This is a genomic window from Nonomuraea sp. NPDC050733, from assembly GCF_040654215.1.
Lineage (GTDB): Bacteria > Actinomycetota > Actinomycetes > Streptosporangiales > Streptosporangiaceae > Nonomuraea.
This window is the reverse complement of record NZ_JBFAHO010000001.1, coordinates 49,352-67,219: the sequence shown is the minus strand read 5'-3', so window position 1 is coordinate 67,219 and position 17,868 is coordinate 49,352. Positions and strand designations below refer to the sequence as shown.

Here is a 17,868-nt window from a genome sequence, read left to right as displayed (position 1 = left end):
CTTCATATGGACGGCTCAACCGCCTTGATTAGAACGGCGCTCCTGTGGCAGGAGACGAGTCAACCGGCTGAGTGAGGCGTCATGGACATCCGGTCATCGAGAACACAAGCGTTCGCCATGGCATTCACCGAGGCGGACGTAGCGGGGGCACGCGGCGCGGTGGAGCGCTTCGCGCAGGCACACGGCCTGGCGGAGGAGCGCGCCGTGGACCTCGTGCTGGCCACCAACGAGGCGGTCGTCAACGCGATCGCCTACGGCGAGGGAAGGGGGGTGCTGCGGCTGTGGAGAGACGGCGACGACGTGGTGTGCGAGATCCGCGACTACGGAGGCGGGATAGCGGGGCGGACACTGGACAAGGTGGATCCGCCGCCCATGACCTCGGCCGGCGGCTGGGGCATCTGGCTCATCCGGCGCCTGGCCGATGACGTCATCATCACGACCGGCCCGGACGGCACCGCCGTGCGCATCGCGATGTCGCTGGGCGACCGGCGGCACGACGCGTCCTGACGGCACGCGCCCGTCCCCGCACGCCATCCACTTTTGGCACGCCACCCACCTCAGGCAGGCCACCCATCTCAGGCAGGCGACCCCGTGAACTCCGAACGCGGTGAGGCGGACCCGCCTCCGCTGCTCGACACGTTCTTCGAGCAGGACACCCTGACCGGCACGCGCGCCGAGACGCAGCGGCTGGCGGGCGAGAACGGGCTGGCCTCCACCCGCCTCGTCGACTTCGTCATGGCGGTCAACGAGTGCCTGGTCAACGTCGTCACCCACGCCGGCGGGCGCGGCAGGCTGCGCCTGTGGCACGACGGCGACCGGCTGCTGTGCGAGATCCGCGACTTCGGTCCCGGCATCCCGGCGTCGTACCTGGAGGACGCCGGCCTGCCCGCCCCCTCCCAGGTGGGCGGCCGCGGCATCTGGCTGATCCGCCGCCTGACCGACGGCGCCGCCTTCGCCACCGGCCCCGCCGGGACGACCGTCCACATGGTGATGAAGACCACCGGATAGGACCGCCTGACAGGGCCGGGCGATAGGCTGCGGCCATGGGGCTCCGCAGCGCGCAGTGGTACTCCGGTGACGACCGGAACTCCTACATCCACCGGGCCTGGATGCGCCGCGGCCTGCCCTCCTCCGCCTTCGGCGGTGACCGGCCGCACATCGCGATCGCCAACACCGCCTCCGACCTCACCCCCTGCAACTCCCACCTCGACGAGGTGGCCGCGAGCGTGAAGCAGGGCGTGTGGGCCGCCGGCGGCGTCCCGCTCAACCTGCCCGTCGTCTCCCTGGGCGAGACCAACGTCCGCCCCACCGCGATGCTGTGGCGCAACCTGGCCGCCATGGCCACCGAGGAGATGCTGCGCGCCAACCCGATCGACGGCGTGGTCCTGCTCGGCGGGTGCGACAAGACGATCCCGTCGCTGCTCATGGCCGCCGCCTCGGTCGACCTGCCCGCCCTCGTCGTGCCCGGCGGCCCCATGCTGACCGGCCACTTCCGCGGCGTGCCCCTCGGCTGCGGCACCGACGTGTGGCGGCTCAGCGAGGAGGTGCGCGCCGGCACGCTGTCGCGCGAGGCGTTCCTGCGCTCGGAGTCGTCCATGATCCGCAGCCGCGGCCACTGCAACACCATGGGCACCGCCTCCACGATGGCCTGCATGGCCGAGGCCCTCGGCATGACCCTTCCCGGCACCGCCGGCACCCCGGCCCCCGACAGCCGGCTGCTGGAGCTCTCGCACGCCGCGGGGGAGCTGGCCGTCGAGCTCGTCCGGCGGGAGCGCCGCCCCAGCCAGGTGATGACCCGCGGCTCGTTCCTCAACGCGATCGTCACCCTGGCCGCCATCGGCGGCTCCACCAACGCGGTGATCCACCTGCTGGCCATCGCCGGCCGCCTCGGCGTGCCGCTCGACCTCGACGACTTCGACCGCACCGGCGCCGGCGTCCCCCTGCTGGCCGACCTCCAGCCGGCCGGGCGCCACCTCATGGACGACCTGTTCCGCGCCGGCGGGCTGCTCGCCCTGCTCCGGGAGGTCGAGGACCTGCTCGACCCGGCCGCGATCACCGTCACCGGCCGGCCGCTCACCGCGTACCTCGCCGAGGCCGAGATCTGGGACGAGACCGTCATCCGGCGCCGCGCCGACCCGCTGCTGGCCGACGCGGGCATCGCCGTGCTGCGCGGCAACCTGGCCCCCGACGGGGCCGTCATCAAGCCCGCCGCCGCCTCGCCCGAGCTGCTGCGCCACCGCGGCCGGGCCGTCGTCTTCGACAGCGTCGAGGACCTGCACGCCCGGCTCGACTCGCCCGACCTCGACGTGGACGAGACCTCCGTCCTCGTGCTGCGCGGCTGCGGCCCCAAGGGCTACCCCGGCATGCCCGAGGTCGGCAACCTGCCGCTGCCCGCCAAGCTGCTCGCCAAGGGCGTGCGCGACATGGTGCGGATCAGCGACGCCCGCATGAGCGGCACCGCCTACGGCACCGTCGTCCTGCACGCCTCGCCCGAGGCCGCCGCCGGCGGGCCGCTGGCCCGGGTCCGCACCGGCGACCCCGTCGTGCTCGACGTGGCGGCCAGGCGGCTCGACGTGGACCTGCCCGACGGCGAGCTGGCCGCCCGCGACCCCGTCATGACCGGCCACGCCCGGCCCGTACGCGGCTGGGAGCGCCTCTACGTGGACCACGTCACCCAGGCCCACCAGGGCGTGGACCTCGACTTCCTCACCGGGTCGAGCGGAGACCGGGTGGGCCGCGACTCCCACTGACCATCTCCCGGGCCCCCGCCTCCCCGCCTCCCCGCGGCGCCGGTTCCGGCCGCGGCAAAGAGTGGGCTGCGCCGTGCGCGGAATCGGCTCGCCTGGGTACGGGGTTACGGAACCATGTGAACCGTGTGATCGGATTGACGGCACCCTTGAACGACGCAGGAGGACACGTGAGCGGCGACATCACCCGCAGCCAGGAGTGGGCGGCGCTGGGCAAGCACCACGAGGAGCTGGCCGGCAGGCATCTGCGCGAGCTGTTTGCGGAGGACCCGGGGCGCGCGGAGCGGATGACGCTGACCGCCGGCGACCTGTTCCTCGACTACGCCAAGCAGCGCGCCACCGGCGAGACCCTCGACCTGCTCGTGGCGCTGGCCGAGCGGGCCGGGCTGCGCGAGCGGATCGACGCCATGTTCTCCGGTGAGCACATCAACGTCAGCGAGGACCGCGCCGTCCTCCACGTGGCGCTGCGCATGCCCGCCGGCGCCGAGCTGACCGTCGACGGGCAGGACGTGGTCGGCGACGTCCACGCCGTGCTCGACAAGATGAGCGGCTTCGCCGAGCGGATCCGCTCCCAGGAGTGGCGCGGCGCGAGCGGGCAGCCCATCACCACCGTCGTCAACATCGGCATCGGCGGCTCCGACCTCGGCCCCGCCATGGCCTACGAGGCGCTGCGCGACTACGCCGACGCCGGCATCGAGGCCCGCTTCGTCTCCAACATCGACCCGGCCGACATCACCGGCAACCTCGCCGGGCTCGACCCGGCCACCACCCTGTTCGTGGTCAGCTCCAAGACGTTCACCACGCTGGAGACGCTGACCAACGCCAAGGTCGCCCGCCAGTGGCTGGTCGGCGCGCTCGGCGAGGACGCCGTGGCCAAGCACTTCGTGGCGGTCTCCACCAACGCCGCGAAGGTCGCCGAGTTCGGCATCGACACCGACAACATGTTCGGCTTCTGGGACTGGGTCGGCGGCCGCTACTCCTACGACGGCGCCATCGGCCTGTCCCTGATGATCGCCATCGGGCCGGAGCGGTTCCGCGAGATGCTGGCCGGCTTCCACACGATGGACGAGCACTTCCGCACCGCTCCGTTCCACGCCAACATGCCGGTCCTGCTCGGCCTGCTCGGGGTGTGGTACACCGACTTCTTCGGCGCCGAGACCCGCGCCGTCCTGCCGTACAGCCAGCGCCTGCACCGTTTCCCCGCCTACCTCCAGCAGCTCACCATGGAGTCCAACGGCAAGTCCGTGCGCGCCGACGGTGAGCCGGTCTCCACCGACACCGGCGAGATCTTCTGGGGCGAGCCGGGCACCAACGGCCAGCACGCCTTCTACCAGCTCCTCCACCAGGGCACGCGGCTCGTCCCGGCCGACTTCATCGGGTTCGCCGAGCCGTTCGAGGACCGCGAGGGCATGCACGACCTGCTCTCGGCCAACCTGTTCGCGCAGACCTCCGCGCTGGCGTTCGGCAAGACCGCCGAGGAGATCGCCGGCGAGGGCACCGCGGCCGGGATCGTGCCGCACAAGGTGATGCCCGGCAACCGGCCCACCTCCACCATCCTCGCGCCGAAGCTCACCCCGTCCACGCTGGGGCAGCTCGTCGCCCTGTACGAGCACATCGTGTTCGTCGAGGGCACCGTCTGGGGGGTCGACTCCTTCGACCAGTGGGGCGTCGAGCTGGGCAAGAAGATGGCGCTCGACCTGGCGCCCGCCCTCACCGGGGAGGAGCCGCCGACCGGCCTGCCCGACCCGTCCACCGCGCAGCTCGTCCGCCGCTACCGCGAGCTGAGGGGCCGCCGCGCCTGACGGATTGACGGGGCGGGCCGGGTGACCGGAGGATCCGTTTCATGCCTGTCATCCCGGTTCCCGGGCGCGACCACACCTGGGCCGCCCTCACCCCCGCCACCGCCTACGTCTTCGGCGTCGAGAGCGGCGACGACATCCGCGTCGTCCAGCACTACTGGGGGCCGAGGCTGCCCGGCGCCGCCCTGGGCGAGGTGGCCGACGCGGTCCCGGGGTGGATCGCCACCGGCTTCCTCGACCCCGGCGACGCCGCCGAGCTGCTGCCCGTCGACGGGGGGCGCCGCTGGGGCGTGCCGTCGCTGCAGGCGGTCTACCCGGGTGGCGTCCGCTCCGTCGAGCTGGCCTTCGACCGGGCCGTCCAGCACGGCCCGGACGAGCTGGAGCTGGTGCTGCGCGACCAGGTCTACGGGCTGTGCGTCGGCCTGCGCGTCCGCGTCCACGACGACACCGACGTGATCGAGCGCTGGACCGAGGTGGCCAACGACTCCGGCGAGCCCGTCCATCTCCAGCGGCTCGACTCCGGGGCGTGGGCGGTGCCCGAGCAGGCCGGGTTCGGCTACGCCGGCGTGGCCGGCGGCTGGGCCCGCGAGACCCAGCTCCACCGGGGAGAGCTGCCGCCCGGCGAGACCACGTTCACCAGCAGGACCGGCACGACCTCGCACAAGGCCAACCCGTGGATCATGATCGGTGACGCGTCCGAGACGGGCGGCGAGGTGTGGAGCGTCACGCTGGCGTGGAGCGGTTCGTGGCGGCTCACCGCACAGCGCCGCCCCGAGGGCGACCTCGCGGTCACCGCCGGGTTCGGCCACGAGGGCCTCACCTGGCCGCTCGCGCCGGGCGGCTCCCTGCGCACGCCGTCCGTGCTCGGCCTGCACACCTCCGGCGGGTACGGCGCCGCCAGCCGCGCCTGGCACGCCTACGCGCGCGGGCACGTCCTGCCCACTCCCGCCGAGGAGCGGCCCGTCCTGTACAACTCGTGGGAGGCCACCGGCTTCGACGTCAGCGAGGACGGCCAGCTCGCCCTCGCCCGTCGGGCCGCCGAGCTCGGCGTCGAGCTGTTCGTCGTGGACGACGGCTGGTTCGGCACGCGCACCGACGACACGCGCGGCCTCGGCGACTGGTGGCCGAACCCCGACCGCTTCCCGCAGGGCCTGGGCAAGCTGTTCGACGGCGTCCGCGAGCTGGGCATGCAGGCCGGGCTCTGGGTGGAGCCCGAGATGGTCAACCCCGACAGCGACCTCTACCGCGAGCACCCCGACTGGACGCTGCACTACCCGGGCCGCCGCCGCGACACCATGCGCAACCAGCTCGTCCTCAACTTCGCCCGCGACGACGTGCGCGCCTGGGCGCTGGGCTGGCTGGACGGGCTCGTCGCCGAGTACGGCCTGGCCTACCTCAAGTGGGACATGAACCGCAGCTTCAGCCAGGCCGGCTGGGCCGAGGGCGGCGACCTGCTGTGGATCGAGCACACCCGCGGCGTCTACGCCGTCATGGACGAGCTGCGCGCCCGCCACCCGGGCCTGCGGGTCGAGTCGTGCTCGGGCGGCGGCGGCCGGGCCGACTTCGGCATCCTGCGGCGCACCGACCAGGTGTGGACCTCCGACAACACCGACGCCCGCCACCGCCAGACCATCCAGGAGGGCTTCTCCTACCTGTATCCGGCGAGCGCCATGTCGTGCTGGGTCACCGACAGCCCCAACCCGATCACCGGGCGGGAGGTGCCGCTGCGCTACCGCTTCCACGTCGCCATGGCCGGCACGCTCGGCATCGGCGGCGACCTGGCCAGGTGGAGCGAGGAGGAGCTGGCCGAGGCGCGGGAGCTCGTCGCCGCGTACAAGGCCGTGCGCCCCGTCGTCCAGCACGGCGAGCTGCACCGCCTGACGGGGTCGCCGGGCACCACCGCCTCGGCCGTGCAGTACACGCTGGGGGAGCGGGTGGTGGTGTTCGCCTACAATCCGTACACGCTGGACGAGCGGCCGCCCCGGCGGCTGCGCCTGGCCGGGCTCGACCCCGAGGCGCTCTACGAGGACGAGGCGGGGGTGCGCCGCCACGGGGCCGCGCTCATGCACCACGGCCTGGTCGTGCCGTCCTGGTCACTGTCCGGGACGGACTATCGCAGCGAGATGCTGGTGCTGCGCCGCGTACAGGACGGATCATGACGGCATGGACATCATGCAGCTGATCGAGAAGTCCCGTGACGCGGCGACCGTGAAACGGGTCTTCGGTGAGCCCCTGCGCCAGGGCGACGTCACCGTGATCCCGGTCGTCCGCGTCTTCGGGGGAGGCGGTGGCGGCAGCGGCAGCCGCCAGGTCGAGGCGGGGAAGGACGGGGAGGAGGGCAGCGGCGGCGGCTACGGCTACGCCGCCACGCCCGCGGGCGCCTTCGTGATCAAGGACGGGGACGTGCGCTGGCAGCCCGCGGTGGACGTCAACCGCATCGTGCTCGGCGGCCAGCTCGTCGCCGTCGTGCTCCTGCTCACCCTCCGCTCCATCTTCAGGAAGCGCCGCCGCTAGAGGCGAACCGCTCCTCGCGCACGTCGCGGAAGGCGTACGGGAGGGGCGGGGGATCAGGCGGGGAGCGGGCCGTGGGCGTCCGCCAGGAGCTCCAGGGAGCGGAGCCACGCCTTCCGGTCGGGCGCCGCGGAGACGACGATCAGCTCGTCCGCCTGGGCGAGCCGGGCGAAGCCGGCGAGGTACTCCTCCACCTCCGCGGGGTTCCCGACCGCCGAGTACGTCGTCATCTGCGCGATCTGGCGGCCGGCGGGGGACAGGAGGATGCTGTCGGCCTCCTCCGGCGTCAGGGTGCGGCCGGGGGTGAGGAACCGGCTGACCCGCATGCGCTTGGCCGCCAGGAACTGCTCCTGCGCCTCCTCCGTGGTGTCGGCCGCGATGACGTTGACGCCCGCGATGACGTACGGCTGCGCGAGCTGCGCGGACGGCTTGAACTCGCGCCGGTACACGGCGACGGCCTCCTCCAGCGCGGTGGGCGCGAAGTGGGAGGCGAAGGCGTACGGGAGGCCGAGCGCGGCGGCGAGCGTGGCCCCGAACAGCGAGGAGCCGAGGATGTACAGCGGCACGTCGGTGCCCTTCCCCGGCGTCGCGTCCACGCCCGGGATGCGGGACTGGCCGGTCAGGTAGCCCTGGAGCTCCAGGACGTCCTCGGGGAAGGCGTCGGCGGACATCGGGGTGCGGCGCAGGGCCCGCATGGTCTGCTGGTCGCTGCCGGGCGCCCGGCCGAGGCCGAGATCGATGCGCCCGGGATGCAGGGTCTCCAGGGTCCCGTACTGCTCGGCGATGGTCAGCGGGGCGTGGTTGGGCAGCATGACGCCGCCCGCTCCGAGGCGGATCGTCCGGGTGTGCGCGGCCACGTGGGCGATGAGGACACTGGTCGCCGAGGACGCGATGGAGGGCATGTTGTGGTGCTCCGCGTACCAGATCCGCCGATAGCCCCACTCCTCGGCGTGCCGGGCCAGATCCACGCTGGCGTTCAGGCTGTCGCGCGCCGTCTCCCCGTCGCCGATGTAGGCGAGATCGAGGATCGAGAGTGGAAGAGCCATGGGGACAGAGCCTTTCGTCGCGGCTGACCAGTGCTATGCGGGCCGACGGTCCGGTTCCTCGCACGCTGTGCAACCACGGCGGGCGCCCGCTTATTTCGCGGACTTGTTTCGCGGGGCCGCGCCCGGCCGCGGCCGGCGGGCTGTGTAAGTCCCGTGTCCTCACATGTCGTTTGTGAGAGCATGGCCGGCGGGTCAGCGATCATGCCGACTCGCTGTAACGGCCGCTGTAACGGCCGGTCTCGAAAGGGTTTGAACGGATGCGCAAGACGGTGAACGCTCTCGGCCTGGCTGTACTGCTGGGTGCCGGGACGATCGTCATCAACCCCGCCCCCGCCCTGGCCGCGGGCTACACCCCGGAGGCGGCCTGTGCCAAGCAGTCCGGGTACGGCGGCTGGACCCACGTCTCCGACAACAAGCGGACGCTGAAGAACGGCAACTCCGTCTGGGGCTACGTCTACCTGATGTGGAACCACAGCCACCTGACCAACTGCGTCACGGTGATCAAGACGGCCTACGCCGGCACCCCCACCTACACCCAGGCCATCCTCAAGCTCCAGGGCGGCGGCGCCTACCGCGACCCCGGCACCCTGACCGCGAAGAAGTACAAGTACTTCGCGGCCGCCATCGGGTACGGCAAGGGGCAGTGCGTCGACTTCGAGGGCTACACCACCGACACCCGCCGGGACTACGGGATCGCCTCGGCCAAGCGCGGGCGCTTCGCCAACTGCGGCTGACCTGCGAGAGCGCCACTACGCGACCGTGACCCCCAGCAGGTGGCCCAGGCCGAAGGTCACGGCCGCGGCGCCGACGCCCAGGGCGAGCTGGCGCAGGCCGCCCAGCCACCACGGCCGGGCCGTCATGCGCGCCACCGCCGCCCCGAACCCGAACAGCGCCAGCACGCTCAGCACCACCGCCACCGTCAGCCCCGAGGCCCCGAACAGGAACGGCGCCAGCGGCACCAGCGCCCCCACGGCGAACGCCCCGAACGACGACGCGGCGGCCAGCCGCGGCGAGGGCAGGTCGTCGGGGTCCACGCCCAGCTCCTCGCGCACGTGGACGCGCAGCGCCTGCTCCGGGTCGGCCGACAGTCCCGCCGCGACCTTGCGCGCCAGCTCGGGGTCCAGACCGCGCGCCCGGTAGAGGGCGGCCAGCTCGGCCTGCTCGCCCTCCGGGTTGCGGGCCAGCTCGCGGCGCTCCACGGCGATCTCGGCGCGCATCAGCTCGGTCTGCGACTTCACGGACGTGTACTCGCCGGCGGCCATCGAGCACGCGCCCGCCACCAGCCCGGCGAACCCGGCCAGCACCGCGCCGCGGCCCGCGCCCGCGGCGCCGACCACACCGGCGATCAACGCGAAGTTGGAGACGAGTCCGTCCATGGCCCCGAACACCGCCGGCCGCAGCCACCCACCGGTCACGTCACGGTGGGTGTGGTGCTGCTCGGGGGAGTACGGCTGCGCGAGCTCCACGGTCATGAAAAAGCCTCCAAATGCCTATATCTACGTGAAATTTAGGCATAGTTCCGGACGCGTCGCAACGAAGGCGAGCCTTCCCTGACCTGCGGTGTTACCGGGGATCGGGAGGCGACTCGAACGCCTGATCGGCACGTCCGGGGGTCGTCCCCTGGCCCAGCGCGGCGGTGATCCGCTCGACGTCGCCGCGTTCCGCGGGCGGCAGGGGCGCGCCCACCGACTCTCTGAGCGCGGCGGCCTCATCGAGCAGCGCCGCCGCGTCTTCGTGGGCGCCCTCGGCCGCCGCGACTCCGGCCAGCCCCTCCTTGGCCAGGGCGATGGCCCGCGCATCGCCGGCCTCGCGGGCCGCGGCAAGCCCCTCCAGGTGCAGCGCCCTGGCCGCGGGGAGGTCACCGCGCAGCTCGGCGATGAAGCCGAGCTCGGCCAGCAGCAGCGTCACCCCGTAGAAGGGAACGCCGTAGTCGGCTTCGAGGCGGCGGTTCCATGCCAGCGACTGCTCGAAAAGCCGCGCCGCCGTGTCGAGGTCGCCGGCGCGGCGGGCCACGAGGCCGAGGCCGACCCGGGCGAACTCCTCCGCGAAGCTGTTGGACTGCTCGACCGCCAGACGCATCCCCCGCTCATGGAGCTCCCCTGATCCGTCCAGGTCCCCGGTCAGCAGGGCGAGCCGGCCGAGGCTGGAGAGCCGGTACGACACGTCGGTCCACAGCCTCAGGTCCTCGGCGACGCGCAGGCCCTCGCGGTGCAGGCGGGCGGCCCGCTCGTAGTCACCGGTGATCTCGGCGAGGTAGCCGAGCATGTCGGAGGCCTGCAGCCGTCCCCAGCCGTCGCCCACGTCCGTGAAGATCGTCAAGCTTTCGCCGCCGGAGCGCTCGGCGAGCTCGTGGTCGCCTTGGAACATCGCCTGTTTGGCGCGACCCGCCAACGCCGCCGCCTCGCCCCAGCGGTCTCCGGTGGCGCGGAAGGAGGCCAGCGCCTCGGTCAGCAGGTCCGCCGCGGTGCCGGCGTCCCCGAAGCTCAGATGCGCGAAGGCCAGGAACCAGCGTGACCGTGCGTCGCGGGTGTCCAGCGCGCGTGCCGCGGTACGGCTGCGCTCCAGCAGGTCGGTGCCGTCGCCGGTCAGCATCGCGAACCCGGCTTCCCACGCCGCGACCCGGGGGGACCGCGCGCCGGGCAGCGCCATGGCCGCGGCGATGGAGGCGCGGCCCTCGCGGTGCCTGCCGCGCAGATACCAGTACCACGCCAGGGCGTCGACGAGGCGCAGTGCCAGCGCGGGGTCGGTGGTGTGCTCGAGCGTGGCCCGCAGGTTGGGCACCTCGGCGTCCAGGCGGTCCAGCCACTGGCGCTGAGCAGGACCGTGGAGATGGTGCCCGGCCTGTTCGGCCAGCTCGATGTAGTACAGGTCGCGGCGCTGGAAGACGGGGTCGTCGTCGGCGAGCCGTTCGAGACAGTAGGCGGCGATCGACTCGAGCAGCCGGTAGCGGAGCCCGCCGGAGGACTCGACCATCGACCTGGCCACCAACTGGCCCAGCAGGTCGGCGACGTCCGTTCCAGGGTCCGATCCAGGGCCGGATCCAGGCCCCGCGCACACCGCCTCGGCCGCCTCCAGCGTGCAGCCTCCCGGATGGACGGCCAGCCGGAGCAGGATCCACCGCTGCTGTTCGGTGAGCTGCTCCCAGCTCCAGTCGATCACCGCGCGCAGGGTCTGCTGGCGGGCGGGCCGGCCCCGGCCCGAGACGGCGAGCAGGTGGAAGCGGTCGTCCAGCCGATCGGCCACACCGCGGACGCCCAGGGCGCGTACCCGGGCGGCGGCCAGCTCCAGCGCCAGCGGCAGGCCGTCCAGCCTCCTGCAGATCGCCGCCACCGAGGGGGCGCTCACCTCGTCCAGCACGAACCCGGGCGCGGCTGCCGCGGCACGGGCCACGAACAGCTGCACGGAGCCGGCCTGCCCCGGGTCCGTGCCGGGCACCGGGAGCCCGAGCGGCGCCACCGCGTACAGCGTCTCCCCGGGGATCGCCAGCGACTCCTGGCTGGTCGTCAGCACCCGCAGGCCAGGGGCGGCCCGCAGCAGCATGGCCACCAGCTCGGCGACCGGCTGGATCACGTGCTCGCAGTTGTCCAGCACGAGCAGCATCCGCCGGCCGCGCACCGCGTCGGCGAGCCGGTGCGCCAGGTCGGCCGGCCGCACGCCGGGACGCGAACCCGTCGCCGTGTCGTCGCGAACGTCCAGCTCAGCGGCCACCACCTCGGCCACGCTCGCCGTCTCGCCCGAGGTCCCCGCCAGCTCGACCAGCCACACTCCGTCGCGATAGGCATCGGTGGCCAGGTCGGCGACCGCCAGGGCGAGCCTGGTCTTGCCGACACCGCCCGGACCGGTCAGCGTGACCAGACGGGCCGAGCCGAGCAGGGCGCAGACCTCGGCCACGGCCCGCTCGCGGCCGATCAGCTCGGTGAGCGGGGCGGGGAGGTTCGTGCGCGGACGCGTGGGCGCGAGCGAGGGTTCCTGGCGCAGCATCGCCTGGTGCAGGGCGGCCAGCTCGGGGCCGGGGTCCAGGCCCAACTCGTCGGCCAGCCGGCGCCGTAGGTCGTCGTAACCGGCCAGCGCCTCTGCCTGCCGTCCCGATCGATAGAGCGCGCGCAGGTGGGCGGCGCGCAGCCGTTCGCGCAGCGGATGCGCCGCTACGAGCTCGCCCAGTTCGTCGGCCAGCAGAGCGTGCTCGCCCAGCTCCAGGCGTGTCTCCGCCCGCTCCTCCAGCGCGGTCAGGCGCTGTTCCTCCAGCCGGGTGGCGGCGGAACGGACGAACTCCTCGTCGCCGAAGTCGGTGTAGGCGGGACCGCGCCACAGTGCCAGCGCGTCCGACAGCAGCTCGGCCTTCGCCCGCGGATCGGTGGTGGCGCGGGCCCGGTCGAGCAGCGCGACGAAGCGGGCGGCGTCCACGTCGGTGGCGCGCAGGACGTAGCCCCGCGCCTGGAAGGCCACCAGCTCGCGGCCTCCGGGCTCCGCCTGCTCCAGGGCGCGGCGCAGCTGGGACACCTTGGTCTGCAGCGTGTTGGCGGGGTTGCCCGGTGGGCGATCGCCCCACAGGTCCTCGGTCAGACGGTCGGCCGGCACCGGGCGCCCCTCGTGGGCCAGCAGGTCGGCGAGCAGCGCCCGCACCTTCACCTCGGGGATCCGCACGGAACGTCCATCGTCGGTCCACACGGAAAGGGGGCCGAGTACGCCGAATCGCACCAGGTCACCCTACCCGCAGCGAACCCCCAGCCGATCGTGCGCGCCCCCGTCCACAGTGGAGCCGAAGCACAGGACACCCGCATCGAATGAGGAACACCACCATGACCGTGAACCGTGAGATCCGCCTGGCCGCCCGCCCCCTCGGCGAGCCCGGCACAGAGAACTTCGAGCTGGCCACCACCGCCCTGCCCGAGCCGGCCGAGGGCCAGGTCCTGGTCCGCAACACCTGGATGTCGGTCGATCCCTACATGCGGGAGCGGATGCACGACGCCGAGTCCTACCTGCCGCCGTTCCAGCTCGGCGCGCCCCTGGACGGCTCGGCGATCGGCGAGGTCGTGGCCTCGCGCTCGGCCGACGTTCCGGTGGGCGCGACCGTCGTGCACTTCGCGGGCTGGCGCGAGTACGCCGCGGTGGACGCCGCGACCGTGACCGTCGCCGATCTCACCCTGGCCCCTGCCGAGGCGTGGCTGGGCGTGCTGGGCACCACCGGGCTGACCGCCTACGCGGCCCTGACCCACGTGGCCCCCGTGCGGGAGGGCGACGTGGTGCTCGTCTCGGCGGCGGCCGGGGCGGTGGGCAGCATCGCCGGGCAGCTCGCCCGCAAGCTCGGCGCCTCCCGCGTGATCGGCTCCGCGGGCGGGACGCTGAAGGCCGAGAAGCTCGTGCGGGACTTCGGCTACGACGCCGCGATCGACCACCGCGCCGGTGCGGTCGCCGAGCAGCTGGCCGAGGCCGCCCCCGACGGCATCGACGTCTACGTCGACCACGTGGGCGGTGACCATCTGGTGGCGGCGATCGACGCGCTGCGTCACGGCGGCAGGATCGCGATGGTGGGCGCGATCAGCTCCTACAACGCCACCGAGCCGGTCCCCGGCCCGGCCAACCTGTTCACCCTGGCCGCCAAGGACGCCACCCTGCGCGGCATGCTGATCAACTCCTACTTCCACCTGTTCCCCGAATGGATCACGAAGGCGGCCGGCTGGCTGGCGGACGGCTCCTTGCACACCGAGGTGACCGTGGCCGAGGGCATCGAGCGGGCGCCCGCCGCTTTTCTCGACATGATGCGCGGCGGCAACGTCGGCAAGATGCTGGTCAAGCTCTGACCCGCCGCCTCCCGGCCAACGAGAGATCAAGGAACGGACCATGTCCACGAAAATGACCACGGCCGAGCGGGAGAGCTTCCTCGCCGGCACGCACATCGGAGTGCTGAGCGTGGCCGGTGCGGACGGGCGGCCACCCCTGGTGGTGCCCATCTGGTACGGCTACCGGCCCGGCGGCGAACTCACCTTCGCCACGAGCCCCGACAGCGCCAAGATGGCCCTGATCCGCGAAGCACACCAGGTCGGATTCACCGCCCAGCAAGAGGCTATGCCGTACAAGTACGTCTCCATCGAAGGGACCGTTGTGGGCTGGGAGCCGACCGATGCCGACGAGTACCGCGGATGGTCGATCCGCTATCTCGGCTCCGAGGCAGGCGAGCGGTTCTTCGGCAGCATCAAGGAGTACGTGCGGACGATGGTCACCGTGCGCGTGCGTCCCGAGCGCTGGCGAACCTTCGACTTCGGCAAGGAATTCAGCGGTTAGCGTCAGCGAGCTCGCCATCGGCCCTCACCGAGTGACCGTGAAGGGGGCGCAGCGATCCCTGCGCTCCTGCGCCCCCGCCTTCGTGGATTCGCCTCGGGCTCGCAGGGGCCTCAGGGGCCGGTACGCAGGAACGGCCGCGCCGGCCGGTCCGCCACCTTTCGTCCCGGGCCCGGCTCGGCGGCGTGCCGGGGTGCGGGCAGGGCGACGCCGTGGATGAGCGCCGAGCAGTCGGCGATCGCCCCCGTCAGCAGCTCCCGCAGCAGCGTGTCCGGGTCGGGGATGCACGCCTGCACGATCCCCACCACCGAGAGCTGCACCGCGTTGGGCGCGGCGTAGCGGCGGAAGCCCTTCTCCGTGATGCGGGCCGCCCGGCTGAAGTTCCTCGCCTGCTCGGCCGCGCGCGGCACCTGGGCCATCGCCCACTCGCTGCGCTCACCCATCCGGCTCGACGGGACCCCGTCGAGCCGGCACAGCATCTCCTCGGCCGCCAGCACGGACACCGCCAGCGCCAGTTGCCGCTCGGCGGCGGCCACCGGCAGCGCCGTCGTCGCGCACCTGAGCGCGATCCGGGCGTCGACCCGCAGGTCGTCGCTGGCCAGGCCGATGATGGACGGGACGAGCCCGATGAGCTCACCCCGCTTGTCGTCGTTCGTGTTGTCGTTGACCAGGCGGGCGAGCGCGGCCAGCAGCGGATGCGTGCAGGCCGGGTGGTCGCTCCACCGCTCGCCGGCGAGATAGGACGCCAGCTCCATGAAGCAGGCACCGCGCTTCGGGTTGCGATGTCTCCCTCGGGACAGGACCGGCATGAGATCAAGGTGATTGTCCACGGGTGCTCCAACTCGACGGATCGCCGTCTTTCCAGTCTGCGCCGCAGACCGCGTGAGCGCCAGTGATGGGATGTGCCCGCCGTACGCATCGTGGCCACCGCACCGCCGACCCGAATGAATGGGTATATCTTTTCGCGCCCGGCCCCGCCGTCCACCCTCCTTCAGGCGCGCTGAGGCCACCCATCGGTTCTGCGGGCGGACTGCCGGGTAGGTAGCTGGTCGGAGACCTCCGGGCAGGGAGATGCCGGGTCATCGGCGAGGCGTGCACGGTCCGCGGCGGCGTCCTCGCCACCATGAGAACCCAAGGCCGACAGCACGATCACAGAGATCGAAAAGGAGAGCGCCCGGAGACGGGCCCGTGCTACGTTGCCGACACTTCTCGACTTGAGCACCGGGCGGCGGCCGGGGTTGCCACAGCCGCACGGGGCTCCTCATCCGGATGGGGGCACCGACGGTGAGGTGGGCGCTGCTGCTCGCTGCCGCGACGACGCTGTGGTTGGCACAGCCGGCCGTGGCCGAGGTCGCCGAGGTCATGGACGTGGCGCGGACGCCGCAGACGACGGCGTTCTCGACGGGTCCGGCGGGGACGGCGGAGGAGCGGCGGGTCGTGTTCGTCGGCGTGCCCGGCCTGCACTGGGACGACCTCGATCCGGCCCGCACGCCCAACCTGTGGCGGCTGGCCGGTCAGAGCGCGCTCGGCTCGGTGTCGGTCAAGACCGTCGGCACCGTCGCCTGCCCGTACGACGGCTGGCTGACCGTGTCGTCCGGCGTCCGCTCCGCGGTCGGCCACGGCTGCGGGCTGCCGCCCGAGCCCCAGGTCAGCGGCGAGGGCGCGGTCGTGCCCGGGTTCCAGGAGGTGCGCGCCCTGCGCGACGGCGCGTACGCGGGCACGCTCGGCCAGGCCGTGCACGCCGCCGGCCAGTGCACGGCGGCGGTCGGCGGGGGAGCGGCGCTCGCCCTGGCCGATCTGGAGGGCAAGGTCGACGTGTACGCGCCCGAGCCCGCCGCGCTGGCCGACTGGACCCGCTGCCGGGTGACGGCCGTGGACGTGGACGAGCTGATCACCCCGTACCTCTCCGGCGGCAGGCTGCCCGCCGAGCCCGAGGCGCTCACCCCGGCACGGCGCGCGGAGGCGGCGCGCGCCGCCGACGCGAAGGTCGGCGAGGCGCTCGCCAAGGTGCCCGCCGGCAGCGACGTGGTCCTGGCCGGCATCGGCGACCACGGCACCGTGCCGCACCTGCGCGTCGCGATGTGGAAGGGCGCCGGGGCCGAGCCGGGGGCGCTGCTCGGCACCACCTCGACCCGGCGCGAGGACATCGTCATCCTGCCCGACATCACGCCCACCGTGCTGGCCGCCGCCGGCATCGAGGCGCCGCCGGCCGTCGTCGGCGTCCCATGGCGGCCCGGCAGCGTGCTGCCGCTCGGCGAGGCCGCCGCCCACCTGCGTGAGGCCGACCTGACCGGCACCACGGTGCGCTCCACGACCGGCCTGTTCTTCACCGGGTTCGCCGTCGTCCAGGTGTCGTTCTACGTCGTCGCCTACCTGCTGCTGACGCGCCGCAGGCGGCCCTACGCGGTGGGCGTCGCGGCCCTCGCCGTCGCCTCGATCCCCGTCTCCACGTACCTGGTGAACCTGCTGCCGTGGGTGCGGGCCGGTGTGCCGGCCGCGGCGCTCGTCGGCGGGGTGCTGGGGCTGGCCGCCCTGATCGTGGCGGCGGCCCTGGCGGGCCCGTGGCGGCGGCACCCGCTCGGGCCGCCCGCCGTGGTCGCCGGCGTCACCGCCGCCGCCCTGGTCGGCGACCTGCTGAGCGGTACGACCCTGCAGTTCAACAGCCTCATGGGCTACACCGCCGTGGTGGGCGGCCGCTACTACGGGCTGGCCAACATCCCGTTCGCGCTGCTGGCCACCGCCGTGCTCATGGTGACCGCCGTCGCCGCGGACCACCTGGTGCGCGTCGGGCGCAGGCGGGTCGCGGTGGCGCTGGTCTCGACGCTCGGCCTGATCGCGATGCTGCTGGCCGGCTGGCCCGGTGTGGGCAGCGACTTCGGCGGCGTGATCGCGTTCGTGCCCGGGATCGCGGTGACGGCGATGCTGGTGGCCGGTAAGCGGGTGTCGGTGGTCAAGCTGGCCGGGTTCTGCGTGCTGGGCGGCGTGGCCGTGTCGATCATCGCGATCCTGGACCACACGCGGCCCGTCGCGGCGCAGACGCACCTCGGCCGGTTCGTCGGCCAGGTGATCGACGGGACGTTCCTGCCCATGATCGGCCGCAAGCTCGGCGCGATGCTCAACACCATGCTCTCGCCCAACCTCATGCCGATCGTGATCGTCGGGCTGGCGTTCCTGGTGTTCGCACTGCTGCGGCCGGCCAAGGTGAGCGCGGGCCTGGTGCCGCAGGCGTTCGCCCGGGCCCCGATGCTGCGGGCCGGCCTGGTGGGCGCGCTGGTCAGCGGCGTGGTGGGCATGCTCGTCAACGACTCCGGCACGGCGGTGCTGTCCATGGCCGTGTCCCTGGCCGTGCCGCTGGTCCTGTACGCGGGGCTGCGATCGCCGCAGGCCGCCGAGCCGGCGGACGTGGCGGCGGGGCCGGACGCGGAGAGCGCGGAGAGCGTGGAGCGCCGCGGAGCGGCCCCCACCCCGGCCTGAGCGCCCGCGCCC

The 17,868-nt window shown here is 73.2% G+C and carries 14 protein-coding genes; 10 read left to right on the top strand and 4 right to left on the bottom strand.

Features of this window, described 5'->3' with window-relative positions:
- Positions 1 to 117 precede the first annotated feature (117 nt).
- The 6 genes from AB0H64_RS00255 (at position 118) to AB0H64_RS00230 (ending at position 7,060) form a co-directional block, all read left to right on the top strand.
- Positions 118 to 507: an ATP-binding protein gene (locus AB0H64_RS00255; RefSeq protein ID WP_357618068.1), complete on the top strand. Its 390-nt coding sequence runs from the start codon at positions 118 to 120 to the stop codon at positions 505 to 507.
- A gap of 84 nt (positions 508 to 591) precedes the next feature.
- Positions 592 to 1,008 carry an ATP-binding protein gene (locus tag AB0H64_RS00250; protein ID WP_357618065.1) on the top strand — a complete coding sequence of 139 codons (417 nt, stop codon included), beginning with the start codon at positions 592 to 594 and terminating at the stop codon, positions 1,006 to 1,008.
- A gap of 35 nt (positions 1,009 to 1,043) precedes the next feature.
- Positions 1,044 to 2,750 (top strand): IlvD/Edd family dehydratase, encoded by a 1,707-nt coding sequence (locus tag AB0H64_RS00245; RefSeq protein ID WP_357618062.1) that lies wholly within the window; start codon positions 1,044 to 1,046, stop codon positions 2,748 to 2,750.
- A gap of 167 nt (positions 2,751 to 2,917) precedes the next feature.
- Positions 2,918 to 4,549, top strand: coding sequence for a glucose-6-phosphate isomerase (gene pgi, locus AB0H64_RS00240; protein ID WP_357618059.1), 1,632 nt, complete (start codon positions 2,918 to 2,920; stop codon positions 4,547 to 4,549).
- A gap of 41 nt (positions 4,550 to 4,590) precedes the next feature.
- Positions 4,591 to 6,705, top strand: coding sequence for an alpha-galactosidase (locus AB0H64_RS00235; RefSeq protein ID WP_357618056.1), 2,115 nt, complete (start codon positions 4,591 to 4,593; stop codon positions 6,703 to 6,705).
- Between the two features lie 4 nt (positions 6,706 to 6,709).
- Positions 6,710 to 7,060, top strand: a complete 351-nt coding sequence (locus AB0H64_RS00230; protein ID WP_357618055.1) for a spore germination protein GerW family protein — start codon at positions 6,710 to 6,712, stop codon at positions 7,058 to 7,060.
- A gap of 53 nt (positions 7,061 to 7,113) precedes the next feature.
- Here the strand turns inward: AB0H64_RS00230 and AB0H64_RS00225 are convergent, their stop codons facing one another.
- Positions 7,114 to 8,103 (bottom strand): LLM class flavin-dependent oxidoreductase, encoded by a 990-nt coding sequence (locus AB0H64_RS00225; protein WP_357618052.1) that lies wholly within the window; start codon positions 8,101 to 8,103, stop codon positions 7,114 to 7,116.
- A gap of 257 nt (positions 8,104 to 8,360) precedes the next feature.
- Between AB0H64_RS00225 and AB0H64_RS00220 the strand changes: the two genes are divergently transcribed.
- Complete coding sequence (locus AB0H64_RS00220; RefSeq protein ID WP_357618049.1) at positions 8,361 to 8,837, top strand: hypothetical protein; 477 nt, start codon at positions 8,361 to 8,363, stop codon at positions 8,835 to 8,837.
- Positions 8,838 to 8,852: 15 nt separating this feature from the next.
- On the opposite strand, the gene AB0H64_RS00215 is transcribed toward AB0H64_RS00220, so the two are convergent.
- Both AB0H64_RS00215 and AB0H64_RS00210 read right to left on the bottom strand, forming a co-directional pair.
- Complete coding sequence (locus AB0H64_RS00215; RefSeq protein ID WP_310710113.1) at positions 8,853 to 9,575, bottom strand: VIT1/CCC1 transporter family protein; 723 nt, start codon at positions 9,573 to 9,575, stop codon at positions 8,853 to 8,855.
- A 91-nt stretch (positions 9,576 to 9,666) separates the two neighbouring features.
- Positions 9,667 to 12,747 carry a BTAD domain-containing putative transcriptional regulator gene (locus tag AB0H64_RS00210; protein ID WP_357618046.1) on the bottom strand — a complete coding sequence of 1,027 codons (3,081 nt, stop codon included), beginning with the start codon at positions 12,745 to 12,747 and terminating at the stop codon, positions 9,667 to 9,669.
- A gap of 155 nt (positions 12,748 to 12,902) precedes the next feature.
- Between AB0H64_RS00210 and AB0H64_RS00205 the strand changes: the two genes are divergently transcribed.
- Together AB0H64_RS00205 and AB0H64_RS00200 are read left to right on the top strand one after the other, a co-directional pair.
- Complete coding sequence (locus AB0H64_RS00205) at positions 12,903 to 13,904, top strand: NADP-dependent oxidoreductase (RefSeq protein WP_357618043.1); 1,002 nt, start codon at positions 12,903 to 12,905, stop codon at positions 13,902 to 13,904.
- Positions 13,905 to 13,956: 52 nt separating this feature from the next.
- Complete coding sequence (locus AB0H64_RS00200; RefSeq protein WP_357618040.1) at positions 13,957 to 14,385, top strand: pyridoxamine 5'-phosphate oxidase family protein; 429 nt, start codon at positions 13,957 to 13,959, stop codon at positions 14,383 to 14,385.
- Positions 14,386 to 14,495: 110 nt separating this feature from the next.
- On the opposite strand, the gene AB0H64_RS00195 is transcribed toward AB0H64_RS00200, so the two are convergent.
- Positions 14,496 to 15,137 (bottom strand): hypothetical protein, encoded by a 642-nt coding sequence (locus AB0H64_RS00195; protein WP_357618036.1) that lies wholly within the window; start codon positions 15,135 to 15,137, stop codon positions 14,496 to 14,498.
- Between the two features lie 514 nt (positions 15,138 to 15,651).
- Here AB0H64_RS00195 and AB0H64_RS00190 point away from each other — a divergent pair.
- Complete coding sequence (locus AB0H64_RS00190; RefSeq protein WP_357618033.1) at positions 15,652 to 17,856, top strand: hypothetical protein; 2,205 nt, start codon at positions 15,652 to 15,654, stop codon at positions 17,854 to 17,856.
- Positions 17,857 to 17,868: the final 12 nt, after the last annotated feature.

Coding starts and splice junctions, on each gene's coding strand:
- AB0H64_RS00255 (WP_357618068.1), top strand. CDS start 118: ATGGCATTCACCGAGGCGGACGTAGCGGGGGCACGCGGCGCGGTGGAG.
- AB0H64_RS00245 (WP_357618062.1), top strand. CDS start 1,044: ATGGGGCTCCGCAGCGCGCAGTGGTACTCCGGTGACGACCGGAACTCC.
- AB0H64_RS00235 (WP_357618056.1), top strand. CDS start 4,591: ATGCCTGTCATCCCGGTTCCCGGGCGCGACCACACCTGGGCCGCCCTC.
- AB0H64_RS00230 (WP_357618055.1), top strand. CDS start 6,710: ATGGACATCATGCAGCTGATCGAGAAGTCCCGTGACGCGGCGACCGTG.
- AB0H64_RS00225 (WP_357618052.1), bottom strand. CDS start 8,103: ATGGCTCTTCCACTCTCGATCCTCGATCTCGCCTACATCGGCGACGGG.
- AB0H64_RS00220 (WP_357618049.1), top strand. CDS start 8,361: ATGCGCAAGACGGTGAACGCTCTCGGCCTGGCTGTACTGCTGGGTGCC.
- AB0H64_RS00215 (WP_310710113.1), bottom strand. CDS start 9,575: ATGACCGTGGAGCTCGCGCAGCCGTACTCCCCCGAGCAGCACCACACC.
- AB0H64_RS00205 (WP_357618043.1), top strand. CDS start 12,903: ATGACCGTGAACCGTGAGATCCGCCTGGCCGCCCGCCCCCTCGGCGAG.
- AB0H64_RS00200 (WP_357618040.1), top strand. CDS start 13,957: ATGACCACGGCCGAGCGGGAGAGCTTCCTCGCCGGCACGCACATCGGA.
- AB0H64_RS00195 (WP_357618036.1), bottom strand. CDS start 15,137: ATGGAGCTGGCGTCCTATCTCGCCGGCGAGCGGTGGAGCGACCACCCG.
- AB0H64_RS00190 (WP_357618033.1), top strand. CDS start 15,652: ATGGGGGCACCGACGGTGAGGTGGGCGCTGCTGCTCGCTGCCGCGACG.